The organism is Streptomyces violaceusniger Tu 4113 (assembly GCF_000147815.2).
Taxonomy (GTDB): Bacteria; Actinomycetota; Actinomycetes; order Streptomycetales; family Streptomycetaceae; genus Streptomyces; species Streptomyces violaceusniger_A.
Genome location: NC_015957.1, coordinates 2077903 through 2103828, shown reverse-complemented (window position 1 = coordinate 2103828; position 25926 = coordinate 2077903). Strand labels below are relative to the sequence as shown.

The window sequence follows — 25926 nt, the reverse complement described above, 5'->3', positions numbered from 1 at the left end:
AACGTTATCCACAGGCTGCCGGGACCATTGGCGCGATGTCGGCGGGATCGGGTTGCATGGGGGCATGAGCGACGAAGATCTGCGTACCTCGGCCGACCGCGTCCTGGCCCGCCTCGTAGGGGATACCACCGGCTCCGCCCGGCTCCGGGAGGATCAATGGCGGGCGATCGAGGCGCTGGTCGCCGAGCGCCGCCGTGCGCTCGTCGTGCAGCGCACCGGCTGGGGCAAGTCGGCGGTGTATTTCGTCGCCACCGCGCTGCTGCGCGAGCGCGGCAGCGGTCCGACCGTGATCGTCTCCCCGCTGCTCGCGCTGATGCGCAACCAGGTCGAGGCCGCCGCGCGCGCCGGTATCCAGGCCCGCACCATCAATTCCGCCAACACCGAGGAGTGGGACACCATCCAGGCGGAGGTGGCCGAGGGCGGGGTGGATGTGCTGCTGGTGAGCCCTGAGCGGCTCAACAACCCCGATTTCCGCGACCAGGTGCTGCCACAGCTGGCCGCCGCCACCGGCCTGCTGGTCGTCGACGAGGCGCACTGCATCTCCGACTGGGGCCATGACTTCCGGCCCGACTACCGCAGGCTGCGCACCATGCTCGCCGATCTGCCCCAGGGCGTGCCCGTGCTCGCCACGACCGCGACCGCGAACGCACGGGTCACGGCCGATGTGGCCGAGCAGTTGGGCACCGGTGAAGGGACCGGGCGGGCGCTGGTGCTGCGCGGGCCGCTGGACCGGGAGAGCCTGCGGCTGGGCGTGCTGCCGCTGCCGGACGCCGCGCATCGGCTCGCCTGGCTCGCCGAGCACCTCGATGAGCTGCCGGGCTCCGGGATCATCTACACCCTCACCGTCGCCGCGGCCGAGGAAGTGACCGCGTTCCTGCGCCAGCGCGGCCACACCGTCGCCTCCTACACCGGCAAGACGGAGAACGCGGATCGCCAGCAGGCCGAGGAGGACCTGCTGGCCAACCGGGTCAAGGCGCTGGTCGCCACCTCCGCGCTGGGCATGGGCTTCGACAAGCCGGACCTCGGCTTCGTGGTGCATCTCGGTTCGCCGTCCTCCCCCATCGCCTACTACCAGCAGGTCGGGCGCGCCGGGCGCGGTGTGGAGCACGCCGAGGTGCTGCTCCTGCCCGGCCGCGAGGACGAGGCGATCTGGCGGTATTTCGCTTCGCTCGCCTTCCCGCCCGAGGAGCAGGTGCGCCGCACCCTCGAGGTGCTGGCGGCGTCGGACCGGCCGGTGTCCCTGCCCGCGCTCGAGCCCCGGGTCGAGCTGCGGCGGTCGCGTCTGGAGATCATGCTCAAGGTGCTCGATGTGGACGGCGCGGTGCGGCGTGTGCGTGGCGGCTGGACCGCGACCGGGCAGCCCTGGGCGTATGACGCGGAGCGGTATGCGTGGGTGGCGCGCCAGCGGGAGGCCGAGCAGCAGGCCATGCGGGAGTACGCCTCGACGGGCGACTGCCGGATGGAGTTCCTGCGGCGGCAGTTGGACGATGATAAGGCGGCGCCCTGTGGCCGCTGTGACAACTGCGCGGGGGCCCGGTTCACCACCGAGGTGTCCGACGCCTCGCTGGACGCGGCGCGCGGCGAGCTGGGGCGGCCCGGTGTCGAGGTGGAGCCGCGCCGGATGTGGCCGACCGGGCTGCCCACGGTGGGCGTCGATCTCAAGGGCCGCATTCCGGCGGATGAGCAGGCCGCCCCGGGCCGGGCCCTGGGCCGTCTCTCCGATATCGGCTGGGGAAACCGGCTCCGGCCACTGCTGGGCCCGCAGAGCCCGGACGCCCCGGTGCCCGACGATGTGGCCGGTGCGGTGGTGACGGTGCTCGCCGACTGGGCCAAGGGCCCCGGCGGCTGGGCCTCGGGCGCGCCGGACGCCGCGGACCGCCCGGTGGGCGTGGTCACCGTCGCCTCGCGCACCCGCCCACAGCTGATCCGGACACTCGGCGAACGGATCGCCACCGTCGGCCGGTTGCCGCTGCTCGGGAGCGTCGCGTACCACGACGGCGAATTCGACACCCGGGTGCCGCGCACCAACAGCGCCCAGCGGCTGCGAGCGCTGCACGGCGCGCTGACCGTGCCTCCCCCGCTGGCCGCGGCCCTTGCCGAGGCGGGTGGGCCGGTGCTGCTGGTGGACGACATGGCGGACACCGGCTGGACCTTGGCCGTCGCCTCCCGGCTGCTCCGCCGGGCCGGAGCGGCCGGAGTGTTTCCGCTGGTCCTGGCCGTGCAGGGGTAGGGGCGGCCGGGGCCGCGGCGGGGCCGCGGCGGGGCATGAACCGGTCAGGAATATAGAACGCACATCCAGGTAAAACGGTCAGTGGGGCCAACTGCTCATTGCCGCACGCGGGCGCGACCGCGAGAATTGTCCGCAGCTCCCCGCCCCCGGTCCGTCCGTGGTCCGACGGGGCTGTGTCGTGGCCCGCGCCCGTGCCCGACCCTTCGCACGGACCGTGGGCGCAGACGAAGGGAGGACCGTGACCTTCGGCTTCGCTCCGCCACCGTCCGCCGATTCCGTTTCCCGGGTCGGCCGGATGCTCCAGCCCGCCGAGTGGGCGGCAGCGGGGATCCCGCTGCTGCGCAATCCACGCGAGGTGGTCACCGGACTGCACAGCCGCCACCTGCCGACCCCTTCGACCGTCGTCGTCGCGGTCCTCGATCCGGACGAACGGCTCACGGCGAGCGCCTCGTTCGTCCGCCGCACCGCCGCCGTCGACGGCTGGGACTTCCGGAACGCGCTGCTGGCGCAGTTGCGCCGGGTGATCCCACACGATCTGCGGCGCCGCACACCGATCCGCACCGCCGTGCTGCTCTACTGCCGCGAGGGCGAGAGCCGGTGGACGGACGAGGACGGCGCCTGGATGTGGGGGTTGCGCGACGCCTGCACTCTGCACGGCCTGCGCTGCGGCGCCTACATCACGCTGACGCGTGACGGATGGCGGGTCCTCGGCGAGGGGCGGGGCGGCCGTCGGCCGCACTCCGCTTCGCTGCCCACCGAGTTGGACGTGGCCATCGAGGGCGACGGCGACCCGAAGGCGCTGCCGCGGCCCCACCTCGGAGCGCGCACGGCGCTGAGCCACTCCGCCGCCGTCTGACCGGTCGCGGGACGCCCGTGGCCACCACCGTCCGTCCGGACGCCGGACAGCTCCGCCACGGGGGACAGAGCCTGCCGGACACCGGGCGTTCGGGGACGTGCGGCCTCAGGCGCCCGGACCGATGAGGGCGTTGATGCGCTTCGGGTCGCCGCAGACGATCAGCAGCATCCCGGCACGGCCCATCGCCTCGGGCAGCGCACGGGCCACGGCGTCGTTCGCACCGCCGTTGACGGCGACGACCACGACCGGGCGGCCCTTGACGCGGTCGGCATCCGCACCGGCGTAGAAGACATCGTCTCCGGCATCGTGCTGCGCCCAGTACGACGCCTCGCCGAAGGACAACTCATGCGCCGCCCACGGATGCTCCTCCCCGGTGGTCAGCACCAGGATGTCAGCGGGGGCCCGGCCGGAATCCAGCAGCAGATCGACCGCCTCGTCCGCCGCGTCCAGCGCGCCGTCCACCGTGGCGGGGATCAGCTGGAGCTGGGGACCGGCCTTCGCGGCGGCGGGTGCGGCCTTGGCAGCCGAAGCCGCCGGGGCGGTCGGCAGGGGCTTCGTCGCATCACTCGTGGTGCGCTGCGACTGAGCCGACGAGGTTCCGGCGGAGCCACGGTTGGGACCGGGGCTTCCGGGCCGCCGCGGTGCGGGCCGGGGGCCGGGACCAGGGACAGGACGAGGGGTCGGCGCGGTGCGGCCTGCGGCCGGTGTCGCGCGGGGACCCGGGACACTCTCGTGAATCTGAGGCTCCTCGGGGATGAGAGGCATGGGCTGATGTCTATCAAACGTCGGTGCGAGTCGCATCGGCGGGTGGCGGTTTTGACCGCTTGGTCTGCTCAGAAGTCGAAGCCGAGTTGGCCTTCGTCCTCCAGCCCGACCGGTTCGGGGGTGCTGCGGACCCGCTTCAGGTGCCGCCAGCGAGGCAGCCCGTCCATATAGGCCCAGGACAGCCGGTGGTGGGGCGTGGGCCCCAGTTCCCGCAGGGCGGCGCGGTGCACGGGGGACGGATATCCGGCGTTGTCCTCGAAGCAGAAGTCCATGTGCTCGGCTCCCAGTTCGGCCATCATCGCATCCCGGCGCACCTTGGCGATCACCGAGGCGGCGGCGACGGACACACAGGACTGATCGCCCTTGATGACCGTACGGACCGCCCAGGGAGTGCCGAGGTAGTCGTGCTTCCCGTCCAGGATCACCGCGTCCGGCCGGACCGGCAGCGCGTCCAGCGCACGCGTGGCGGCGAGCCGGAGGGCGGCCGTCATCCCCAGGCCGTCGATCTCCTCGGGAGAGGAGTGCCCCAGGGCGTGCGCGGTGACCCACGAGTGCAACTCCTGGGCCAGGGTCGTGCGCTTCTTGGGGCTCAGCAGCTTGGAGTCGGTGAGCCCGGTCGGCGGACGGCGCAGACCGGTGACCGCCGCGCAGACCGTCACCGGACCGGCCCATGCCCCGCGCCCGACCTCGTCGATACCGACGACGATCTTGGCTCCCGTCGTGGCGCGAAGCGAGCGCTCGACACTGTGGGTGGGCGGTTCATATGCCATGGCGAGGACAACCTTACGCCGCTCTTACCTGCGTTCGGAACCCGGATCCTCGGCAGCGGTCCCCGGCTCCTCCGGGCGGCCCCGTCCCCGATGAATCGGGTGGCCGATTCGCCTCAACACGGCGCGGCGGAGGGCCGGTTCGCCGGTGGGGCAAACCGGGCGACACACCGCATCACGCCCGTGGGAGGGGTCAGTCGGCCCGCACCGGGACCCACTCCGGCAGCGCCTCGGTGCGGTCCTGCCAGTCGGCGGGCGGCGCACCGGCGGCAGCGGCCGCGACCACTCCCCCGACGATGGCGCAGGTGGTGTCCACGTCCCCGCCGGCCGAGGCCGTCCGCCAGAACGCCTCCTCGAAGGAGCCCAGGTGGCGGGCGGCCGCCCACAGGGCGAACGGCACGGTGTCATGGGCGCTGGTGCGCCGGCCGCAGCCGAGCACCGCGGCGACGGTCCCGGCGTCCGCGTAGTCGAGCATGTCGCGGGCGCGGCGCAGCCCCGCCTGGACCGCGCTGCGCGGCACCACCTCGACCACCCGGTCCAGCAGCTCCTCCGGCCCGCCGTGGCCCGCCGGATCCGCCACCATCGCCGCGGCCGCGGCCACCGCCATGGCTCCCGCCACGGCCTCACGGTGCTGATGCGTGGTGTACGCAGAGATCTCCGCCTGATGCGTCGCCTGCTCCACATCGCCCGCGTACCAGGCGCCCAGCGGGGCGATCCGCATGGCGGCGCCGTTCCCCCACGACCCCTGCCCCTCGAACAGCCCGGCGGCCAGGTCACGCCAGTCGCCGCCCTCCCTGATCAAGCGGAGCATCCGGTTCACGGCGGGGCCGTAGCCCCGGTCGAAATCATGGTGGTCGGCGAAGGACCGGGCGAGATGGTCCTGGTCGATCCGGCCGTGGTTCACCAGGACGGCCAGGATCGAACAGGCCATCTCGGTGTCGTCGGTCCACTGCCAGGGCTCGGGCGGCAGCTCGCGGCGCTTGAGGAACGGATAGTTGGCGGGGACGAAGAACTGGGAACCAAGGGCGTCGCCCACGGCCAGCCCGCGCAGACTCCGAAGAGCCCGATGGAAACGGTCAGCGGTCATCGCTGCGCACTCTAACCGGTGCGGCCGTAGGGCTTGGGGGTGCACCAGCGTTCAAAGGGCCGGTCCAGGTGGTAGCGCCCGTCGGAGCTGAGCAGCAGGGCCCGTGATTCGCCGTTGCCGGGGTTCGACAGCGACTCGAATTCGGCGACGTTCCAGTGCAGCCACCGCATGCAGAACAGCCTCATGGTCAGCCCATGGGTCACCAGCAGGACGTTCGGCGGATGTGCCGGGTCCTGGAAGCTGCGCCACAGGCTCTCCAGGAACGCGTCCACCCGGTCGTAGACGTCGGCGCCCGACTCACCCTGCGCGAACCGGTAGAAGAAGTGTCCGTAGGCGTCGCGGTACGCCATCTGTTTGCGCACGTCCTCGCGGTCCTGCCAGTTTCCCCAGTCCTGCTCCCGCAGCCGCGGCTCCTCCCTGACCCGGGTGCGCGTGGGGTCGAGATCGAGCAGCCTCAGGGTCTGGTGGGTGCGGCGGTACGGCGACACATAGATCGACACGCGCTCGTCGCCGAAAGCGGCGCGCAGCCGCTCGCCCGCCTCCGTCGCCTGCCGACGCCCGGTCTCGGTCAGCTTCAGGGCATGGTCGGGCACCCTTTCGTACACCGAGTCATCAACATTCCCCTCTGATTCTCCGTGCCGCAGGAGGACGATGCGCCGGGGTCGTGCCATGGCGCCACCCTAGATGATCGATTCCAAGGGGTGCCTGCGGAGACGAGAGCGAGGGCATCCAAGATCGTTTTGTGACGAACAACCTGGACACCCTCGCGACAGCACTCTATGCGACGACCGACGATCTGCTGAAGGAGCGTCCGGACTTGGCGCCGTGGCGGCCGGCCGTGGGGATCGCGCCGCAGCTGACCGACGCCGAGCTGGTCACACTTGCGATGATGCAGGCCATGCTCGGTTTCACCTCCGAGGCCAGGTGGCTCCGGCATGCCCGGGCCCACCTGCGCCACCTCTTCCCGTATCTGCCGCAGCAACCCGGCTACAACAAGCGGCTGCGCAAAGCCGCCGACCTGCTCCGCCGGATCACCCGGATGCTGGCCACCAGCACCTCAGTGTGGAACGACGACGTATGGACCGTGGACTCCACACCCGTGGAATGCGGCCGCTCGCGGGAGACCGTCAAACGCTCCGACCTGGCCGGATGGGCCCAGTACGGCTACTGCGCCAGCCACAGCCGCTTCTTCTGGGGCCTGCGCCTCCACCTGGTGTGCACCCTCCAGGGCCTGCCCGTCGCCTTCGCCCTGACCGGAGCCAAAGCCGACGGACGCGAAACACTGCTGGACCTGCTCGCGGCCGAACCGGACCTCCTCGCCGCCCGGCCCGGCCAGACACTGATCGGCGACAAGCACTACTTCGGCCGCACCTTCGAACAGGAACTCGCCCGGCAGGGCATCCAGTTGCTACGGCCGACCCGCAAGGGCGAACGGCAGCGGCCCGGCGGAACCCTGTTCAAGCCGTTGCGGCAGGTCATCGAGTCGGTCAACGAGACCTTCAAGGGGCAACTCGACCTCGAACAGCACCGAGGGCGCACGCCTGGAGGTGTCATCGCCCGCGTCATGCAGCGAATACTCGCGCTGACCGCCGTGATCTGGCACAACGATCACACCGGACGAGCCACCCTCCGTTCGCTCACCTCGTACGATCACTGACCCCTTGGAATCGATCATCTAGATCGAGGCCGCGGCCGGTGCCGCATCCCCCTCCTCGGCCATGAACCGGCCTCCTCGTATTTCGCACCGGCGCCCGGTGAAGCGGCTGCGCAGCAGCCGGTCGTGCGACACCACCACCAGCGCCCCGGTCCACTGGGCCAGCGCCTCCTCCAGCTCCTCCACCAGGCCGAGGGCGAGATGGTTGGTCGGCTCGTCGAGCAGCAGCAGATCGGCGGGGCGGGCCAGCAGCCGGGCGAGCGCGAGCCGGCGGCGCTGGCCCGCAGAGAGCGATCCCACCGGGACGTGGAGATCATCCGTGCGGAACAGTCCGTACGACAGCAGAAGGACGCCCTGCTCCTCCGGTGTCCCCGGCAGCCCACGGCCGAAGGCCGACAGCAGCCGCTCCCGGGGCCTGGCAACCGGTATCTCCTGGGCGAGATAGCCGATCCCGCCCCGGCGGATCGCCCGGCCCGCATCGGGTGTCTCCCATCCCGCCATGACCCGCAGCAGCGTGGATTTGCCCGCGCCGTTGGCACCGTGGACGAGCAGTCTCTCCCCGGCCGCCACAGTGAGCCGGTCGACCGCCAGCCGCTCCCCCACGCGGATGTCGTGGAGGTCGATGAGCACACCGTCCGCCGTACCCGCGGCGGGGAGCGCAGAGAACCGCAGCGGCTCCGGCGGGCGCGGCACCGGGTCCTCCTGGAGTCTGCGCAGCCTCTCCCTGGCGTTGCGCACCCTGCTGGACACCGAGGACTGCACACGCCCCTTGTCCCGGTCGTAGGCCAGCTTGTTGCCGTCCTTCATGCCGCGGCCCGGGGCGACCCGCCGTGCGACGGTGGTGGCGGCCGCCGCCAGCGCGGCCGTCTCCGCGCACCACTCCTCGTACGCCTGCTCCCACCGGCGGCGCGCGGCGGTCTGCTCGGCGACGAATCCGCCGTACCCCCCGCCGTACCGCACCAGGGTGCGCCGGTCGGCGTCCACCTCGACGATCGCGGTCGCCACCCGCTCCAGGAAGACCCGGTCGTGGGAGACCGCGAGGACGGTGCCCGAATGCCCCCGCAGCGCCTCCTCCAGCCAGCTGAGCGCGGCACCGTCGAGGTGGTTCGTCGGCTCGTCCAGCAACATCACCTCGGGAGCGGCGGCGATCAGGCAGGCGAGCCCGAGCCGGGCCTGCTCACCGCCCGACAGACTGCCCAGCCGCCGCTCGTACCCGATGCCACCGAGCCCCAGGCCGTGCAGTGCCTTCTCCACCCGGGCGTCCGCCTCATAGCCGCCACGGGCCTCGAAGGCGGTCAGCAGATCGCCGTACGCTGCGAGCGCGTCGGGGGCGCCGCCGCCGAGATCCGCCTCCAGCTCGCGCAGCCCGCGCTCCATGGCGCGCACCTCGGCAAGGGCGGCGTCCACCGCGTCGCGCACCGTGTGGTCCGGGGGCAGCTCGGGCGTCTGGCCGAGGTGACCGATGCCGCCGTCGGCCACCGTCGCCACAGCACCATCGTCCGGTGACTCGCTCCCGGCCAGCAACCACAGGAGGGTGGACTTGCCCGCTCCGTTCTCCCCCACGATGCCGATCCGCTCCCCGGGCCGGACCGCGAAGGACACGTCGTCGAGCAGCAGCCGGTCGCCCCGGGACAGCGTGACGCCGCGGAGTGAGATCTGCGTGGGCACAGGGGCGTACCTCCAAGCACGCGAGCACGTGGGCCATCCGGGCCGCACGCTCCAAACACAACTACAGTTGCGTTACCCTCACTCTGGCACAGGAAACCCGCTAACACAACTGGAGTTGCACTTGTCGGCAGAGAGCGCCGCCCCGACACCGGGCACCGTCCGCCCCGGCGGGCGCACCGCGCGCACCCGCTCGGCGGTGCGCGACGCTGTGCTCACCGGCCTCGCCGAGCACGGCTATCCCGGTCTGACCGTGGAGTACGTGGCCGAGCGCTCCGGCATCCACAAGACGACCGTCTACCGGCGCTGGGGCAGCGTCGAGGGGCTTGTGGCGGACGCGCTCGACCTCGCGGGCGAGGACGCCTGGACACCACCCGACACCGGAAACCTGGAGGGCGATCTGCGCGCCCTCGCCCGCGAGGTGACCGAGACCTTCGGCAGCGCGCCGGCCGCCGCCGCGCCGACCGCCTTCATCGCGGCCGCGTTCCAGTCCGAGCGCGCGGCCGAGGCGCTGCGCGACTTCTACACCGAGCGTTTCACCCGCTGCGAATCCGTGGTGCGGCGGGCCGTCGACCGTGGTGAGGCCCCGTCCGGCACCGACGCCGCGGCGATCGTACGCGCCGTCTCCGCACCCCTGTTCTTCCGGGCGCTCATCACCCGTGAGCCCATCGATACGCCGCTCGCCGACCAGACGGCGGCCGCTGTCGCCGCCGCGGTCCGGGCCGGGGCGTATTCCCCCGCCCGCCGGTGATCAGGGCCGCCTCCTGAGCGAAGGCCTGCCTCCTGAGCCCATAGCCGCCCTTGAGCGGAGGACGGCCGCTCCCCGGCCGAGGGCTCGTCCCGCCCTCACACCACCGTCCAGGCGGGCTCGACCCGTACGACATCGCCGGCGATCGCCGCCACATCCGCTTCCGTCTGCGCGCGCAGGCCGAGCCGCTCGACCCGCTCCACGCGGTACTTCCCGTGCTCGGCCGCCGAGTCCCACATCGACAGCACCAGGAACTCGTTCCCCGGCGCCTCGCCGAACACCCCGCGCAGCATCCCGGGCGACCCCGCCATGGCCGGATTCCACACCTTCTCCTGCACCAGCGTGAAGTGATCCACCCGGTCGGGGCGCACACGGCAGTGCGCGACGCGCACCACGTCCGCGTCGGAGAACCGCGGCTCGAAGCCGACCTTCACATCGAATCGGTGCTCGAACAGCCGGACTTGCATATCCCGGTACGTGCCCGACTGCGCGGCCGCCAGCCGGTCGTGCGAACGCGCCATAAAGGAGTCGTAGAACGCCCGGCTCTCCCAGAACGCGAAGACATGCGCCACATCCGGACGCCCCCGGCTCCAGCCACCGCCCTGCCCCCGGAATCCCGGTTCGCCGGGCAACCCCGCCCACTTCCGCTGCCCCCGCTCGAAACCCGGGCGGTCCACCACGGTGCAGCGAATCCACTTGACCAGCACCGCGCCATCCTACGGCCGCGCGGTGGCCCCCATCACATACCGGAGAGTCCGCCCCCGGTTCGGCATCGCACCGCACGACGCCCGGAGACGACGGCGGCGGGGCGCGAGCCCGAAGGCCCGCGCCCCGCCGCGGATGTCATCCGTAAGGATCTGCGATCAGCTGCAGCCGCTCGTCGAACCGCAGCCCTCGCACAGGTAGCAGCTGCCCGCGCGGCGCATCTTGGTGCCGCAGGAGAAGCAGAGCGGCGCGTCCGCGTTCATCCCCAGCTGGATCTCGACCAGTTCCGTCGAGCTGTGGGCCTCCCTCGCCGACTCGGTCGTGGTCCGCGGCTGGGACGTGCTGCTCTTCTGAGCCTCCACATGGCGCGGCGCCGACTGGGCCAGGCCCTCGACGTCCATCTCGTCGTCGTTGGGCTCATAGGACCCCGTCTCCAAGTGGCGCTGGCGCTCCTCGGCGGAGTGGATGCCGAGCGCCGAACGGGTCTCGAAGGGCAGGAAGTCCAGCGCCAGCCGACGGAAGATGTAGTCGACGATCGACTGCGCCATCCGCAGGTCCGGGTCGTCCGTCATACCGGCCGGCTCGAAGCGCATGTTGGTGAACTTCGAGACGTAGGTCTCCAGCGGCACGCCGTACTGCAGACCGACCGACACGGCGATCGAGAAGGCGTCCATCATGCCCGCCAGGGTCGAGCCCTGCTTGGACATCTTCAGGAAGACCTCACCGAGACCGTCGTCCGGGTAGGAGTTGGCGGTCATGTAGCCCTCGGCGCCGCCCACTGTGAAGGAGGTGGTGATGCCGGGACGGCCCTTGGGGAGCCGCTTGCGGACCGGGCGGTACTCGACGACCTTCTCGACCTCGGGCTCGGCCTGTGCCTTCTCCTCCTTCTTCTTGGCGGAGAGCGGCTGGCCGACCTTGCAGTTGTCGCGGTAGATCGCCAGCGCCTTGATGCCGAGCTTCCAGCCCTCGAAGTAGATCTCCTCGATCTCCTCGACGGTGGCCGACTCCGGCATGTTGACCGTCTTGGAGATCGCGCCGGACAGGAACGGCTGGGCGGCCGCCATCATCCGCACATGCCCCATCGGCGAGATGGATCGCTCGCCCATCGCGCAGTCGAAGACCTCGTAGTGCTCGGGCTTCAGCCCCGGCGCGTCGATCACATTGCCGTGGTCGGCGATGTGGGCGACGATCGCCTCGACCTGCTCCTCCTGGTAGCCGAGCCGCTTGAGCGCCTTGGGGACCGTGTTGTTCACGATCTGCATGGAGCCGCCGCCGACCAGCTTCTTGAACTTGACCAGGGCCAGGTCCGGTTCGACGCCCGTGGTGTCGCAGTCCATCATCAGGCCGATGGTGCCGGTCGGCGCGAGCACCGACGCCTGGGCGTTGCGGAAGCCGCTCTTCTCGCCGAGGCGCAGCACGTCCTGCCATGCCTCGGTGGCCGCGGCCCAGACCGGGGCGTCCAGGTCGTCCATGCGCTTGGCGATGGCGTTGGCGTCCGAGTGCTGCTTCATGACGCGCTTGTGGGCGTCCGCGTTACGGGCGTAGCCGTCGTACGGGCCGACCACGGCGGCGAGCTCCGCGGAGCGCTTGTACGAGGTGCCGGTCATCAGGGAGGTGATGGCTCCGGCCAGGGCCCGGCCGCCGTCGCTGTCGTAGGCGTGGCCGGTGGCCATCAGCAGGGCGCCCAGGTTGGCGTAGCCGATGCCCAGCTGGCGGAAGGCGCGGGTGGTCTCGCCGATCTTCTCGGTCGGGAAGTCCGCGAAGCAGATGGAGATGTCCATCGCGGTGATGACCAGCTCGACGACCTTGGCGAAGCGCTCGGCGTCGAAGCGCTGGTTGCCCGCGTCGTCGTCCTGAAGGAACTTCATCAGGTTGAGCGAGGCGAGGTTGCACGAGGAGTTGTCCAGGTGCATGTACTCGCTGCACGGGTTGGAGGCGGTGATCCGGCCCGACTCCGGCGAGGTGTGCCAGTGGTTGATGGTGTCGTCGTACTGGATGCCCGGGTCGGCGCAGGCCCAGGCCGCCTCGGCCATCTTGCGGAAGAGGGACTTGGCGTCGACCTCTTCGATGGGCTCACCGGTCAGCCGGCTGCGCAGCCCGAACGAGGAGCCGGACTCCACCGCCTTCATGAACGTGTCGTTCACGCGGACGGAGTTGTTGGCGTTCTGGTACTGGACGGACGTGATGTCGTCGCCGCCCAGGTCCATGTCGAAGCCCGCGTCGCGCAGGGCGCGGATCTTCTCCTCCTCCTTGACCTTCGTCTCGATGAACGCCTCGACATCCGGGTGATCGACGTCGAGCACGACCATCTTGGCGGCCCGGCGGGTGGCGCCGCCCGACTTGATCGTTCCGGCGGAGGCATCGGCGCCGCGCATGAAGGAGACGGGGCCGGAGGCGTTGCCGCCCGAGGACAGGAGCTCCTTGGAGGAGCGGATACGCGAGAGGTTCAGGCCGGCGCCGGAGCCGCCCTTAAAGATCATCCCCTCTTCCTTGTACCAGTCCAGGATCGACTCCATCGAGTCGTCCACGGAAAGGATGAAGCAGGCGCTGACCTGCTGCGGCTGCTTGGTTCCGACGTTGAACCAGACAGGCGAGTTGAAGCTGAAGACCTGGTGCAGCAGCGCGTAGGTGAGCTCGTGGTCGAAGATCTCGGCGTCCGCGGGCGAGGCGAAGTAGCCATTGTCCTCACCGGCCTTGCGGTAGCTGCGCACCACGCGGTCGATGAGCTGCTTAAGGCTCGCCTCGCGCTCGGGGGAACCCACCGCGCCACGGAAGTACTTGCTCGTGACGATGTTGACCGCGTTCACCGACCAGAAGTCGGGGAACTCCACGCCGCGCTGCTCGAAGTTGACCGAACCGTCGCGCCAGTTGGTCATGACGACGTCACGACGCTCCCAGACCACCTCGTCGTACGGATGCACGCCGGGGTTGGTGTGGATGCGCTCGATGCGCAGACCCTTGTTCGCCTTGCTTCCCTTGGAGCGGGAGCCTCGTGCCGGGCCGCTCGTCGTCTCTGTCATTCCGCCTCCCTGGTACGGGCGAAAACGCCCTGATGTGCCCATTTCTTCCCCAGGCACGTATCTGTCTTTCACCCGGATGCGGCAAGCGCCCCGGGTAGGTGTGTGGGTCGCCGGTCAGTCGGCGGCGACGGCCGGCGCGGGGGCCTCCGCGGCCCCGTCGGCGCCGGACCCGCGGTCGTGCGCGGGAGGCCGTTGCTGGTCACGCAGCTCCGCCACGGCCGCCTCGAAGTCCTCGAGGGAGTCGAAGGCGCGGTAGACGGAGGCGAAGCGGAGGTAGGCGACGAGGTCGAGCTTCTGGAGCGGGCCGAGTATGGCGAGCCCGACGTCATGGGTGGACAGCTCGGCGCTGCCGGTGGCCCGGACCGCCTCCTCCACCTGCTGACCGAGCTTGGCGAGGGCGTCCTCGGTGACCGGACGACCCTGGCACGCCTTGCGCACCCCGGAGATGACCTTGTCGCGGCTGAAGGGCTCGGTGACCCCGCTGCGCTTGATCACCATCAGCGACGCGGTCTCCACGGTCGTGAAGCGACGCGAGCAGTCGGGGCACTGGCGGCGCCTGCGGATCGAGCAGCCGTCGTCGGTGGTGCGGCTGTCGACGACACGGCTGTCGGGGTGCCTGCAGAAGGGGCAGTGCATGACTCCGAACCCTCCCTCACCCTCAAGAACGGCGCATGCCTGAACATGCCTGACTAGCCCCGACCGGGCCGGGAGGCCTGCCGGGACGGCCACAAGCATAGGCGAAAACCTTGGCAGCGAATCCACCAGGGACCACAACTTGTGGGTGGCTTGCATCCATCAAACCACTAGATCTGGTGGCTGGCACTCAACCGAGCCGGATGGCGTGTCCTGGCTGGGGAGCAGGCACGAGACTACGCGAGCCCCACGCGTCCCGGATTCACGGGGGTCGGGATGCAAGACTGGGGCCGCCCCCACGGCGGCCGGATCAAACGGCCCATACACCTATCCCTGTGATCACGTCAGCCCATCTGCGAAATTTCACTCGAACGTGTGTTTGGCGCAACCTTTCGAAAGCAACTACCGTTGTCCAACTAGGGAGAACATCTCGAGAGGGGCCGTCGTGACCACCACCGCAGAGAGCGCCACCGTTACCGCCCAGGAGCGCTCCCAGAGCCGACTCGAACAGACACACGCGATGAACCAGACCCACCCGATGAACGACGACGCCACGAATCCGGAAGGACAGAAGCCCCCGCGCTCACTACCAGGGCGACCTCCAGGCATCCGGGCGGACAGCTCAGGGCTGACCGACCGGCAGCGGCGCGTCATCGAGGTCATTCGCGACTCTGTGCAGCGGCGCGGTTACCCGCCGTCCATGCGGGAGATCGGCCAGGCGGTGGGCCTCTCCAGCACCTCGTCCGTCGCCCATCAGCTGATGGCCCTGGAGCGGAAGGGCTTTCTGCGGCGCGACCCCCATCGGCCCCGGGCCTATGAAGTCCGCGGCTCCGACCAGCCCAGCGCCCAGCCCACGGACACCGCAGGCAAGCCCGCCGCCTCCTATGTGCCGCTGGTCGGCCGGATCGCGGCCGGTGGGCCGATCCTCGCCGAGGAGTCGGTCGAGGATGTCTTCCCGCTCCCCCGACAGTTGGTCGGCGACGGTGAGCTCTTCGTGCTGAAGGTGGTCGGCGATTCCATGATCGAAGCCGCCATCTGCGACGGGGACTGGGTGACGGTGCGCCGTCAGCCCGTCGCCGAGAACGGTGACATCGTCGCCGCGATGCTCGACGGCGAGGCCACGGTGAAGCGCTTCAAGCGTGAGGACGGCCATGTGTGGCTGCTCCCGCACAACGCCGCCTACCAGCCGATTCCCGGCGACGAGGCCACCATTCTGGGCAAGGTGGTCGCGGTGCTGCGGCGCGTCTGAGCGCACCGGATCGAGGCGCGCCCTGAGCGTGCCCCACGACCGGGCCCCGGGACCACTGCGCCGGTTCCGGGGCCCTGCTGTATGTGGCGACGATCGGGGCTCCGTCGGGGCCCCCGTCGCATGTGGCGACCGTGGCGGCCTTGGGGCGCGACGCCCCGCCAGGCCGCCTGGTCCTGGGCCCGCTAGGACCCCTGGGCCTTGGCCGCCGCGTCGATGGCGGCCAGCGAGCGGCGCACCTGGTTGCGGTCGGTCGTGTACCAGAAGTCCGGCATGGACTTGCGGAGGAACGAGCCGTAGCGGGCCCGCTCGACCCGCGGATCCAGGACGGCGACGATGCCCCGGTCGTCCGAAGCCCGCACGAGCCGGCCCGCGCCCTGGGCCATCAGCAGCGCGGCATGGGTCGCGGCGACGGCCATGAAGCCATTGCCCCCGGCCTCCTCCACCGCCTTCTGGCGGGCACTCATCAGAGGGTCGTCGGGGCGGGGGAAGGGCACCCGGTCCATCACCACCAACTGACAGCTGGGCCCCGGCACATCGACGCCCTGCCAGAGGGACAGCGTCCCGAACAGGCAGGTCCGGGCGTCGGCGGCGAAGGCACGGATCAGCTCGCCCAGCGTCTCCTCGCCCTGGAGGAGGATGGGCGCATCGAGACGCCCGCGCAGCTCCTCCGCGGCCGCCTGGGCGGCGCGCATGGACGAGAACAGCCCGAGCGTGCGCCCGCCCGCGGCCTCGACCAGCTCGGCGAGCTCATCGAGCATATCGTCGCGGCTGCCGTCGCGGCCGGGCTGGGCGAGATGCTTGGCGACGTAGAGGATCCCCTGCTTCGAGTAGTCGAAGGGCGAGCCGACGTCGAGGCCCTGCCAGCGCGGCGCGGTCTCCTCGCCGCCCTCCGGATCCTGCGGGCTCTCGGGGGCGAGACCGAGTGAGGCCGCCACCCCGTTGAAATCCCCGCCCAGCTTGAGCGTGGCGGAGGTGAGGACGACGGACCGGTCCTCGAACAGCTTCTCGCGCAGCAGCCCCGACACGGAGAGCGGGGCGACCCGCAGCGAGGCACCGAAGCGGTCGTGCCGCTCGTACCAGACCACGTCGTACTCGGAGCCCTCGACGATCCGCTCGGCCACCTGGTGGATGTTCTCCACGGAGCCCAGGGCCTGCTTGCGGATCGCGTCCTCGTCCTTGACCGAGGCGTCCCGCGTGGCGCCGAGCGCCGAGATCACCGTGCGGGCCGCGTCGCGCAGCGCCATCAGCGCATAGCCGAGGTCCTCGGGGATCTTCTCGAGGCGGCCGGGCAGCGCGAGCTCCATCAGCCGCTCGAAGCCCTCCGAGGCAGTCTGGAGGGCGTCCGCCGCCTGTTCGTTGACCAGCTTCGCGGCGCGCCGCACAGCGCGGTTGACCTGACCGGGGGTGAGCTCCCCGCTGGCGACGCCGGTCACCCGGGAGACCAGCTCATGGGCCTCGTCGACGATCAGCACCTCATGGCTGGGCAGCACGGGGGCGCCCTCGATGGCGTCGATGGCGAGCAGCGCGTGATTGGTGACGACGACATCGGCGAGCTTGGCCCGCTCACGGGCGGCCTCGGCGAAGCACTCCGCGCCATAGGCGCATTTGGACGCGCCGAGGCACTCCCGGGAGGTGACCGACACCTGGGACCAGGCGCGGTCCGAGACACCGGGGCTCAGATCGTCCCGATCGCCCGTCTCCGTCTCGTCCGACCAGTCGCGCAACCGCAGCAGGTCCTTGCCGAGCTTGCTGGTGGGCGTGGCGGCCTCGAACGGGTCGAAGAGGCCGGCTTCATCGGCGTCCTCCTGCGGGACGCCCTCGTGGAGCCGGTGCAGGCACAGATAGTTGGAGCGGCCCTTGAGCATGGCGAACTCGGGGCGGCGGCGCAGCAGCGGGTGCAGGGCCTCCACGGTGCGGGGCAGGTCTCGCTCGACGAGCTGCCGCTGCAGGGCGAGGGTCGCCGTGGCGACGACGACACGCTCGCCGTGGGCGAGGGCGGGCACCAGATAGCCGAGGGACTTGCCGGTGCCGGTCCCGGCCTGAACCAGCAGGTGGGAGCTGTCGTCGATCGCCTCCGCCACGGCTTGGGCCATGGCGGTCTGACCAGGGCGCTCGGTGCCGCCGACGGTGGTTACGGCGGCGTGCAGCAGATCGGCGAGTGGAGGCGAGGACGATTCAGTCATAGGGCTGCCAGCCTACGGGGCGGCACCGACATCACTCCCGTCGGTGTGGTCGGTGACGGACGGTTTCGGCGAGCGCGGGGCTGGGGCGAATCCTCTTTTCCTGGGACGGACGGCCCCCGCTTTCGTGGGACGGCCGTCCTCGCTTCGTGGGAACCGGGACCGGGCGAGCGGTGTATCAACAGTGAAGGCTCGCATCGAAGCAGGCACATCACCGGGGGGCACGGATGGTCGCGGAGGTTCACAGGACGTGTCGCAGGGCACGGTCGCGCAGCATCAGCGCGGCGCGTTTACCGGGGAGTTCGACTTCCGCGGAGAAGCGGAATCCGGCGCCGAGGAAGGCGGCGACGGAGGGGGTGTTGCGAAGATCCGGTTCGGCCACGACGCGGGTGCAGGACGGACGGTGTTCGAGGACGAGGTCGGCGGCGGCGCGGAGCAGGATCGTCCCCAGGCCACGGCCACGATCGCCGACCCGGCCGATGAGCAGGTGGATACCCGTGTCGTGCGGCCGGGCCGGGTAGTACCGCGCGAGCGGGTCCAGATCGGCGCGGTACACCTCCCAATAGCTCATCGGGGCGCCGTCCAGGACGCCCAGACAGGGCACGCTGCGGCCATCGCCGTCGAGCTGATCCCCGAGGTGGCTCGCGGTGGTCTCATCAGGGCCGTCAAGCTCCCAGAAGGCGGCGACGGAGGGGTCGTTCATCCATTGGGCGATGAGCCGCAGATCGCGCCCGATGCGGACCGGGATGAGCTGGAAAGTACCCAACGGGGTGCTGGTGGGCCGCCATTCGACGATGCGGTCGAGCAGATCCGCCCGACCGTCGGCCTCCCGTCCGGTGGAGTCCAGGTCGATGAGTCGCGCGATGTCCTCTTCCTGGCGCAGCCGCATGTCGATGGTGTCGTCGGTGCTGGAGCTTGTACTGGAGTCGGTGTGCGGCACGGCGACGCTCTCCTCTCAAGGGGCTCGGCACGTCGTGCGGGACGTGAGGGTGAGGGGCGTGATCGCGGGTCGCGGAGTCAAGCCATGGGGGTGACAGCCGGGATGCCGAAAGGAGAGACGGAAGTGACGAGGGGGTTGGCGATGGTCACATAGACGGACTGGGTGTCCACCGGTCCCACGAGCTCGTCCAGGCCGCGCAGCCGCGTGAGCAGATTTGCCTTGCAGCGCAGGGTGGGCGTCTCCAGGAGCCGGGCGGGAAGCGGTGAGCGGGTCCTGCCGGGGCCGGACGCGGCCTCAGTGAGAAAGCGGCGGAACGCGGCCAGCAGGACGCGCTCGTCGACGAGTCGCTGGGCCCCGAAGGCGCCGATCATTCCGAGGACGTTGTTGACACCCAGGTAGTAGGCGAACCGCTCGTCGGTGACCTCGTCGGGGACGAAGGTGTCGCTGCGGCCGCCGATGCCGGGCAGCCGGCGCTGGAGTTCGGCGTGCCGGGACGCGCGGAAGTAGTAGCCCTGGTTGTCCCGGTAGCGGCCGCCGATCGGCCAGCCGTCGGGGTCCAGCAGCACCAGGGTGTTCTGCTGGTGCGCCTCGAGCGCGATACCGGCTTCTCCGTCCAGCCAGAGCATGGGGCGTACGACCGTGTGCAGATAGCGAAGGAACCACTCCGCGCCGACGGCCGCGGTGGAACGGCCGGTGCGAGCGGCGAGCCGGGCGACGAGGTGGGCGAGCCGGGAGCGCATCACCGGCTGTCCGCGCCAGGGGCGCAGCGCGAGGAGTCCGGCGACGCAGACTGCGTCGTCGCCGGGGCCGAACGGGTTGTGCCGGATGACGACGTCGAGGCCGGTGACGGGTTCGCCATCCGGTCCGTCGACGGCGAGCCAGGCCGGGTCCCGGACGATGTCGAAGCCCGGGAATCCGGGGAAGGCCGCCCGCCACTGCTCGGCAAGTCCGCTGCGGAGCAGCCGGTGCACCTCTACACCGCGGCGGAGTTCCTTACGGAGGTTCTCACGACGGGAGTTGGTGATCCGCAGAGCGAGGGAGAGTTTCAGCATGGCAGGAGCACCGGGCCGGTAGACGGTGCGGACCGAAGAGGTGGGGTGCCAGTGTCCGCCGGACGGCCCGAGGTCGTGCAACAGGCCGGAGTCGAAGAGCGCGGCGGCGTCCGGGCGGTGCCGGATCTCGCGAGCCTGCCAGGGGTGCAGCGGCAAGGGGACGGTTCCGTCGGGCAGTTGGAGGCCGCTGCCCGCCAGGGAGAGGGCGAGCCGCTCGGCAGGCACGGTCCGGCCGCGCTCCGTCCAAGCCGACTCGCAGGCCAGCACGGACCGGGCGACCGCGATCCAGTGAAGGGGGAAGGAGCCACGCGATTCCGGTGAGCAGACGGTGGATTCGCTGTCGGAGAGACCCTCGCGGCTCTTCGGCGTGGGATGCAGAGGGTGACCGAAGAGGAGGGACTGTTCCGCGTTGAGAAACGGGGTGCTCGTGCCGGGATCGGCGGGCGCCGCACGGCGGTGGGCGAGGAACATGGCGGTGCGTCGTACGGAGTCCGCGACACGGCCGACAAGTTCGGTGGCGTCCGCGTCGGGGTCGTCCCGCCGTGCGCCGTACGCCGCCTCGCGGGTGAGCAGGGCCGCGAGGGTCACCGCCCCGACGGCGGGCGCGTCGTGGGGGCCGTGCTCCAGCAGCGGCGGGCCGAAGCGGTGCCAGCCGGTGGGCGACCAATAGCGCACGGGGACGAGGAGGACGGTTCCGCTGGCGGCGAGGGGGATACGCAGGGTGTCCCCGTCGGGGCGCGCGAGGCCGCTCTCGCGTACCCAGCAGCGCAGCAGGTTCTCGACGGCCGCACCGTCCGCCGCGATCTGCGGGTCGGGGTCGTCGAGCGGATCCACGCCGACCACACGGGCACGGTCGGCGGGCGCTTCATGGCTGTCGCGGTCCTGCCGGGGAAGGGCCATCGCGGGGAGGGGCGGCCCCTGGGCGGGCAGTTGCGGCACGGACGGCTCCTCCGCCGATGGCTCTGGGACGAAGGGCTGAGGTGCTCTCGCTCCCGCACTCGCTCCCGCACTCCCTTCCGCCGCGCTGACGAAGGGCGCCGTGGCGGGCGGCACCGTCAGGGGCAGTGGCTCCGCCGCAGGGGGTGGTGGCACCGCCGCCGGGAATGGTGGCACCGACGCCGGGGGAAGTGGCCCTGTCGCCGCGCGTGATGGCACCGCCGACGTAGGTGGCGCCGACGGGGGTGGAACCGCCGCCGAGGGTGCCGACACTGCCGCCAGGGGTGGTGGCACCGCGGCGGGGGTTGGTGGCGGTGCTGGGGGCTCCGTCTGGTCTCCGGCGGACGTCATGGCGTTGGACGGTGCCCTGACCGTCGGGACCGCTGCGGGCGGGGCAGGAGGGGCGGGCGGTCTGGTCGTCCCGGCCGGGGGAGGCGCTGTGTGGGGCGGGTGCGGGAGGGGCGGCGGCGGGGGGCCGGGGTGGGCGGAGTCGCCGGAGTCGATCAGGGCGCCGGGCACGGGCTGCGGTCGGGGAGACAACGGGGCTCCCTCGGGGGTGTGCGGCATGGTGGGTGTGGCGCGGGCATCACGGCGTTCACGTCCTGGGCCCGGCGCCTGCCTCCTTCGGTGGTGCGATGGCGGTGCGGTCGTACGGTGCGGGTCACGTGCGGTCGTACGGTGCGGGGCACGTCAGCGGCGGTTTCCGGCGGTCGGTGGGGCGAACGGGGCAGTGGCGGGTGGGAGTTCACCGGAGGGGGTTCCGGAGGTGCGGATCGCCGCGTCCAGGGCGTCGGCGAGCCGGTCCAGAACAGCCTCTGTCTGCTCGTCGGTGATGGTGAGTGGAGGGAGGAGGCGGATCACCGCGTTGTGGCGTCCGCCGAGTTCGACGATGAGCCCACGCCGCAGGCACTCCTGCTGGACCGCCGCCGCGAGCGCGGGAGCGGCGGGCAGAGCCGCCGTACGCGCGACACCGGCGTACGACGCTCCCCCACCCAGGGCTCCGCACGCATCCCCGCCGTCGGCACCCGTCAGCCAGGCTCCTTCGCACGGGGTCACTTCGCCCGGGGCCGCCTCACTCTGGGATGTCCCGTACGGGGTTGCGCCGCCCGGGATCCCCTCCCAGTCGGCGTGCGCGACGGGCCCGACCCTCGCTGCGAACCCGGCATGCCCGGCCTCGGCGTTGGCCCCCGCCTCCGCGGTGGGCTCCGCTTCCGCGATGGGCAGGGCCTCGGGGGCGACCAGTTCCAGGCCGATCATGAGGCCGCGGCCGCGTACCTCCCCGATCTGCGGGCGCCCGGCGGCGAATCGGCGCAGCCGCTGCAGCATCCGTCCGCCGACGACCGCCGCCCGCTGGGCGAGGTGGTTCTCCCGGACGTACGCGAGGGTCGCCGTGCCCGCGGCCATCGCAAGCTGGTTGCCGCGGAAGGTGCCCGCGTGGGCTCCGGGGGGCCAGACGTCGAGCTCCTCCCGGTAGACCACGACGGCCAACGGCAGGCCCCCGCCGATGGCCTTCGACAGCACCATCACATCGGGCACCACCCCGCTGTGGTCGACCGCCCAGAAGGCCCCGGTGCGCCCGACGCCGGTCTGCACCTCGTCCGCGATGAGCGGGATGGAGCGGGCCGCGGTGATCTCGCGCATCCGTCGCAGCCAGCCGTCCGGTGCCGGGATCACCCCGCCCTCGCCCTGCACGGGTTCGAGGATCATCCCGGCCGGGTCGGGCGCACCGCCCTTCGGGTCGTCGAGCAGCTTCTCGGCCCAGCGCGCGGAGAGTTCGGCACCGCGCTCCCCGCCGACCCCGAACGGGCAGCGGTAGTCATACGGAAAGGGCAGCCGGGTCACACCGGCCGCCGGGGCCCCACTTGAGGCGGCCAGCGCACCGGCCGTCATCCCGTGGTGGGCCCCGGAGAAGGCGAGCAGGCCATCGCGCCCCGTGGCGGTCCGCACCAGCTTGAGCGCGGCCTCGACCGCGTCCGTGCCCGCCGGTCCGCAGAACTGCACCCGCGCGCGGGCGGCGAGTCCGGGCGGAAGAGTCGCGAACAGTTCATCCGTGAAGGCGTCCTTGACCGGTGTGGCCAAATCCAGGACCTGCAGGGGCGCTTCCGAGTCCAGAACGGCCCGGATCGCGTCGAGCACCACCGGGTGGTTGTGCCCCAGGGCCAGCGCCCCGGCCCCGGAGAGGCAGTCGAGATAGCGGCGGCCGTCGGCCCCTTCGACCGTCATTCCCCGGGCGCGCACCGGAACGATGGGCAGCGCCCGGGCATAGGTGCGGGCGGCCGACTCACGCAGCGCCTGGCGCCGCAGAATTCCCTGGGTGGCGCCACCGTCGTCGGAGACGGCGGACAAGGCCATCGGCGGGAGCTGGGTCACGGCCACGAGTCTCGGTCCTCCTGCTGCTGAACACCCTCCGGCTGTCCCCCGTACGTACCAACGACGCGTGACGCTCTGGATCACGGGCTGAGCGAAGATCCTTGCGGCCGGGAACCAAGGACCCGCTCGCAGCCGTCGTAGGCGGCACCGGCATAGTGGGATACCACCCCATTGCCGGGGCGGTGCATGACAATTCCACATAGGCCGTAGAGCAGATCAGTACCTCAGGGGGAGTTCCGCCCATGCCATCCTCACGCCGACCCGCACTCGCCGTGGCCGCCATAGCCTCGGTTCTGGCGCTCACCGCCACCGCGTGCGATTCCTCGGACGACAACACCGACGCCAGGCCGACTGCGTCGTCGGAGCAGGGCGTGGACGACATCAAGCTGCCCGACAACCTCAACGACAAGTTGAAGAACCTCGGCATCGATCTGGACCAGTGGAAGAACGGTGCCTGGAACAAGTGGGACCGGGGTGACTGGCTGCGCGAGGCCGGTGACTTCATCAACCCGATCATCAAGGGTCTGTGGAAGCCGGACCGGATGCGTGACGCGCAGGAACCCGACAAGCCGGTCGACGACAGCGACATCGCGGACGACCAGGGTGTGACCGACCCCGATCCGCAGCCTGTCCCGGCCAAGGAGGTCACCAGCCCCTACAGCTCCAAGGTCCCCTACGCGGGCAAGGTCTTCTTCGACGGCCCCGAGGGTTCGATGGTCTGCTCCGCGACCGTGGTCGAGGACCCGGCGCACCCCGGCAAGTCCAACCTGGTGTGGACGGCGGGCCACTGCGTCCACGCGGGCAAGGGCGGCGGCTGGTACAAGAACCTGATGTTCGTCCCCTCCTACAACGACGCGGGCAAGTCGCAGGCGGAGCTGGAGAACGCCACCAAGGAGGAGCTGGCTCCCAAGGGCGTCTGGTGGGCCGACTGGGCGCAGACCTCCTCGCAGTGGATCGACAGGGGCGCGGCCGTGGGCGGCAAGGGCGCTCCGTACGACTTCGCGGTGATGCATGTGAAGCCGGAGGTCAGCGGCGGCAAGTCGCTCGAGGAGATGGTGGGCGGCGCGCTGCCGGTCGACTTCAACGCCCCGGCGGTCAAGTCCATCGACGAGATCACGGCCACCGGCTACCCGGCCGCCCCGCCGTTCGACGGCCAGAAGATGAACCAGTGCGCGGACAAGCCGGGCCGGCTCTCCCTGGACGCCAAGCAGCCCACGATGTACCGCATCGGCTGCACCATGACCGCGGGTTCCTCCGGCGGTGGCTGGGTCGCCGAGGGCGCGGACGGCAAGCCCGCGCTGGTGTCCAACACCTCGATCGGCCCGTCCAACGCGACCTGGCTGGCGGGCCCGCACCTGGGCCCCGAGGCAAAGGGCGTCTACAACGCGGTCAGCAAGAAGTTCGCGAGCCAGTGACCGGCTGAGCCGGTAGCCGTCAGGCACCACAACGGCGAGGGCCCGCCCCCGGAAGTCCGGGGGCGGGCCCTCGCCTTATGCCTGTCGTGCCCTCGCCGTGTGACCGTCGTGCCTTCGCCGTGTGCCGGTCGTGGCTAGTGCTGTCCGGCGGCCGCGGCCGGGACGAAACGCCGCAGCTCCGCCGCGAGCTCCTCGTGCACCCGCGCCTTGAGCAGGGTGCCCTCGGGGGTGTGCTCCTCGGAGAGCACCTCACCCTCGACGTGGGTGCGCGCGACCAGCTTGCCGTGGGTGTACGGCAGCAGGACCTCGATCTCGACCTGGGGCCGGGGCAGCTCCTCGTCGATCACCGCGAGCAGCTCGTCGATGCCCAGTCCGCTGCGGGCCGACACCGCCATGGCGCGCCGCTCCATGCGCAGCAGCCGCTGCACGACCAGCGGATCGGCCAGATCCGCCTTGTTGATCACGACGATCTCGGGCACATCGACCGCGCCCACATCGCGGATCACCTCGCGCACGGCAGCCAGCTGCTCCTCCGGCGCCGGATGCGAGCCGTCCACCACATGGACGATCAGATCGGCATCGCCGACCTCCTCCATCGTGGAGCGGAACGCCTCCACCAGGTGGTGCGGCAGGTGCCGGACGAACCCGACGGTGTCCGCCAGTGTGTACAGCCGCCCGCTGGGGGTCTCGGCCCGGCGCACGGTCGGGTCCAGGGTGGCGAACAGTGCGTTCTCCACCAGGACGCCCGCACCGGTGAGCCGGTTGAGCAGCGATGACTTGCCCGCGTTGGTGTATCCGGCGATGGCGACGGAGGGGACCTTGTGGCGCCGACGCTCCTGCCGCTTGATGTCACGGCCGGTCTTCATCTCGGCGATCTCGCGGCGCATCTTCGCCATCTTCTCGCGGATGCGGCGCCGGTCCGTCTCGATCTTGGTCTCACCGGGACCACGGGTGGCCATACCGCCGCCCGAGGATCCGGAGCCACCGCCACCCATCTGCCGGGACAGCGACTGACCCCAGCCTCGCAGCCGCGGCAGCATGTACTGCATCTGGGCGAGCGAGACCTGCGCCTTGCCCTCTCGGGACTTGGCGTGCTGGGCGAAGATGTCGAGGATCAGGGCGGTCCGGTCGACCACCTTGACCTTGACGACGTCCTCGAGATGGATCAGCTGGCCGGGGCTCAGCTCACCGTCGCAGACCACGGTGTCGGCACCGGACTCGACCACGATGTCGCGCAGTTCCTCGGCCTTGCCGGAGCCGATGTAGGTGGCGGGATCCGGCTTGTTGCGCCGCTGGATCACGCCGTCGAGCACCAGGGCACCGGCGGTCTCGGCGAGCGCGGCCAGCTCCGCCAGGGAGTTCTCCGCGTCCTGCGCCGTGCCGGAGGTCCATACACCGACCAGGACCACGCGCTCCAGGCGCAGCTGCCGGTATTCGACCTCGGTGATGTCCTCGAGCTCGGTGGACAGCCCCACCACACGCCGCAGCGCGGCACGGTCGGAGCGGTCGTACTGGTCGCCGTCACGCTCCTCGTCGATCTCGTGACTCCAGGCGACGTCCTCTTCCATCAGGGCGTCGGCCCGAAGGCTCTCGGCGGGTCGCTGCCGGTCCTGCGGAAGGGAAGAGGAGTGGGTCAAAGGAATCCTTACGTCGT

19 protein-coding genes are annotated in these 25926 nt (G+C 71.1%); 6 read left to right on the top strand and 13 right to left on the bottom strand.

The window, feature by feature from the left end; translation table 11 throughout:
* Window positions 1-64 precede the first annotated feature (64 nt).
* Both STRVI_RS09280 and STRVI_RS09275 read left to right on the top strand, forming a co-directional pair.
* Window positions 65-2230 (top strand): RecQ family ATP-dependent DNA helicase, encoded by a 2166-nt coding sequence (locus STRVI_RS09280; protein WP_014055379.1) that lies wholly within the window; start codon window positions 65-67, stop codon window positions 2228-2230.
* Between the two features lie 238 nt (window positions 2231-2468).
* The gene (locus STRVI_RS09275) at window positions 2469-3086 is read left to right on the top strand and encodes a hypothetical protein (RefSeq protein ID WP_014055378.1); all 618 of its coding nucleotides are present in this window, start codon (window positions 2469-2471) and stop codon (window positions 3084-3086) included.
* A gap of 105 nt (window positions 3087-3191) precedes the next feature.
* On the opposite strand, the gene STRVI_RS47030 is transcribed toward STRVI_RS09275, so the two are convergent.
* The 4 genes from STRVI_RS47030 to STRVI_RS09255 all read right to left on the bottom strand — a co-directional run bounded on the left by STRVI_RS47030 (window position 3192) and on the right by STRVI_RS09255 (window position 6376).
* Window positions 3192-3851: a hypothetical protein gene (locus STRVI_RS47030; RefSeq protein ID WP_063644228.1), complete on the bottom strand. Its 660-nt coding sequence runs from the start codon at window positions 3849-3851 to the stop codon at window positions 3192-3194.
* 68 nt (window positions 3852-3919) lie between these two features.
* The gene (locus STRVI_RS09265) at window positions 3920-4621 is read right to left on the bottom strand and encodes a ribonuclease HII (protein WP_014055376.1); all 702 of its coding nucleotides are present in this window, start codon (window positions 4619-4621) and stop codon (window positions 3920-3922) included.
* Between the two features lie 190 nt (window positions 4622-4811).
* Window positions 4812-5705 (bottom strand): ADP-ribosylglycohydrolase family protein, encoded by an 894-nt coding sequence (locus STRVI_RS09260; RefSeq protein WP_014055375.1) that lies wholly within the window; start codon window positions 5703-5705, stop codon window positions 4812-4814.
* Between the two features lie 11 nt (window positions 5706-5716).
* A complete protein-coding gene (locus STRVI_RS09255; RefSeq protein WP_014055374.1) occupies window positions 5717-6376 on the bottom strand; it encodes a histidine phosphatase family protein in 660 nt (219 codons plus the stop codon).
* Between the two features lie 71 nt (window positions 6377-6447).
* On the opposite strand from STRVI_RS09255, the gene STRVI_RS09250 reads away from it, so the two are divergent.
* Entirely contained in the window at window positions 6448-7362 is a 915-nt protein-coding gene (locus STRVI_RS09250; RefSeq protein ID WP_014055373.1) for an IS982 family transposase, read from the top strand.
* A gap of 18 nt (window positions 7363-7380) precedes the next feature.
* On the opposite strand, the gene STRVI_RS09245 is transcribed toward STRVI_RS09250, so the two are convergent.
* A complete protein-coding gene (locus tag STRVI_RS09245) occupies window positions 7381-9027 on the bottom strand; it encodes an ABC-F family ATP-binding cassette domain-containing protein (RefSeq protein ID WP_014055372.1) in 1647 nt (548 codons plus the stop codon).
* 121 nt (window positions 9028-9148) lie between these two features.
* Here STRVI_RS09245 and STRVI_RS09240 point away from each other — a divergent pair, with 121 nt between their 5' ends.
* Entirely contained in the window at window positions 9149-9775 is a 627-nt protein-coding gene (locus tag STRVI_RS09240) for a TetR/AcrR family transcriptional regulator (RefSeq protein ID WP_014055371.1), read from the top strand.
* 95 nt (window positions 9776-9870) lie between these two features.
* Here the strand turns inward: STRVI_RS09240 and STRVI_RS09235 are convergent, their stop codons facing one another.
* From STRVI_RS09235 to nrdR, 3 genes are all read right to left on the bottom strand, one after another.
* Entirely contained in the window at window positions 9871-10479 is a 609-nt protein-coding gene (locus tag STRVI_RS09235; RefSeq protein WP_014055370.1) for a YdbC family protein, read from the bottom strand.
* Between the two features lie 156 nt (window positions 10480-10635).
* Window positions 10636-13497 carry a vitamin B12-dependent ribonucleotide reductase gene (locus STRVI_RS09230; RefSeq protein ID WP_014055369.1) on the bottom strand — a complete coding sequence of 954 codons (2862 nt, stop codon included), beginning with the start codon at window positions 13495-13497 and terminating at the stop codon, window positions 10636-10638.
* 114 nt (window positions 13498-13611) lie between these two features.
* Entirely contained in the window at window positions 13612-14133 is a 522-nt protein-coding gene (gene nrdR / locus STRVI_RS09225; protein WP_014055368.1) for a transcriptional regulator NrdR, read from the bottom strand.
* A 442-nt stretch (window positions 14134-14575) separates the two neighbouring features.
* Between nrdR and lexA the strand changes: the two genes are divergently transcribed.
* On the top strand, window positions 14576-15379 hold the full coding sequence (gene lexA, locus STRVI_RS09220; RefSeq protein WP_014055367.1) for a transcriptional repressor LexA: 804 nt from the start codon (window positions 14576-14578) through the stop codon (window positions 15377-15379).
* A gap of 182 nt (window positions 15380-15561) precedes the next feature.
* On the opposite strand, the gene STRVI_RS09215 is transcribed toward lexA, so the two are convergent.
* From STRVI_RS09215 to STRVI_RS09200, 4 genes are all read right to left on the bottom strand, one after another.
* A complete protein-coding gene (locus STRVI_RS09215; RefSeq protein ID WP_014055366.1) occupies window positions 15562-17562 on the bottom strand; it encodes an ATP-dependent DNA helicase in 2001 nt (666 codons plus the stop codon).
* Window positions 17563-17800: 238 nt separating this feature from the next.
* Window positions 17801-18499, bottom strand: coding sequence for a GNAT family N-acetyltransferase (locus tag STRVI_RS09210; protein ID WP_014055365.1), 699 nt, complete (start codon window positions 18497-18499; stop codon window positions 17801-17803).
* 77 nt (window positions 18500-18576) lie between these two features.
* Window positions 18577-20490: an IucA/IucC family protein gene (locus tag STRVI_RS09205; protein ID WP_014055364.1), complete on the bottom strand. Its 1914-nt coding sequence runs from the start codon at window positions 20488-20490 to the stop codon at window positions 18577-18579.
* Window positions 20491-21177: 687 nt separating this feature from the next.
* Window positions 21178-22839: a diaminobutyrate--2-oxoglutarate transaminase family protein gene (locus tag STRVI_RS09200; protein WP_050993911.1), complete on the bottom strand. Its 1662-nt coding sequence runs from the start codon at window positions 22837-22839 to the stop codon at window positions 21178-21180.
* 260 nt (window positions 22840-23099) lie between these two features.
* On the opposite strand from STRVI_RS09200, the gene STRVI_RS09195 reads away from it, so the two are divergent.
* Window positions 23100-24272, top strand: a complete 1173-nt coding sequence (locus STRVI_RS09195; protein WP_014055362.1) for a trypsin-like serine peptidase — start codon at window positions 23100-23102, stop codon at window positions 24270-24272.
* Window positions 24273-24406: 134 nt separating this feature from the next.
* Here the strand turns inward: STRVI_RS09195 and hflX are convergent, their stop codons facing one another.
* On the bottom strand, window positions 24407-25909 hold the full coding sequence (hflX, locus tag STRVI_RS09190) for a GTPase HflX (RefSeq protein ID WP_014055361.1): 1503 nt from the start codon (window positions 25907-25909) through the stop codon (window positions 24407-24409).
* Window positions 25910-25926 lie beyond the last annotated feature (17 nt).

Bases quoted from the DNA above. Each gene is read 5' to 3' on its own strand.
- STRVI_RS09280 (WP_014055379.1), top strand. From the start codon at position 65: ATGAGCGACGAAGATCTGCGTACCTCGGCCGACCGCGTCCTGGCCCGC.
- STRVI_RS47030 (WP_063644228.1), bottom strand. From the start codon at position 3,851: ATGCCTCTCATCCCCGAGGAGCCTCAGATTCACGAGAGTGTCCCGGGT.
- STRVI_RS09265 (WP_014055376.1), bottom strand. From the start codon at position 4,621: ATGGCATATGAACCGCCCACCCACAGTGTCGAGCGCTCGCTTCGCGCC.
- STRVI_RS09260 (WP_014055375.1), bottom strand. From the start codon at position 5,705: ATGACCGCTGACCGTTTCCATCGGGCTCTTCGGAGTCTGCGCGGGCTG.
- STRVI_RS09255 (WP_014055374.1), bottom strand. From the start codon at position 6,376: ATGGCACGACCCCGGCGCATCGTCCTCCTGCGGCACGGAGAATCAGAG.
- STRVI_RS09230 (WP_014055369.1), bottom strand. From the start codon at position 13,497: ATGACAGAGACGACGAGCGGCCCGGCACGAGGCTCCCGCTCCAAGGGA.
- nrdR (WP_014055368.1), bottom strand. From the start codon at position 14,133: ATGCACTGCCCCTTCTGCAGGCACCCCGACAGCCGTGTCGTCGACAGC.
- STRVI_RS09215 (WP_014055366.1), bottom strand. From the start codon at position 17,562: ATGACTGAATCGTCCTCGCCTCCACTCGCCGATCTGCTGCACGCCGCC.
- STRVI_RS09200 (WP_050993911.1), bottom strand. From the start codon at position 22,839: ATGGCCTTGTCCGCCGTCTCCGACGACGGTGGCGCCACCCAGGGAATT.
- STRVI_RS09195 (WP_014055362.1), top strand. From the start codon at position 23,100: ATGCCATCCTCACGCCGACCCGCACTCGCCGTGGCCGCCATAGCCTCG.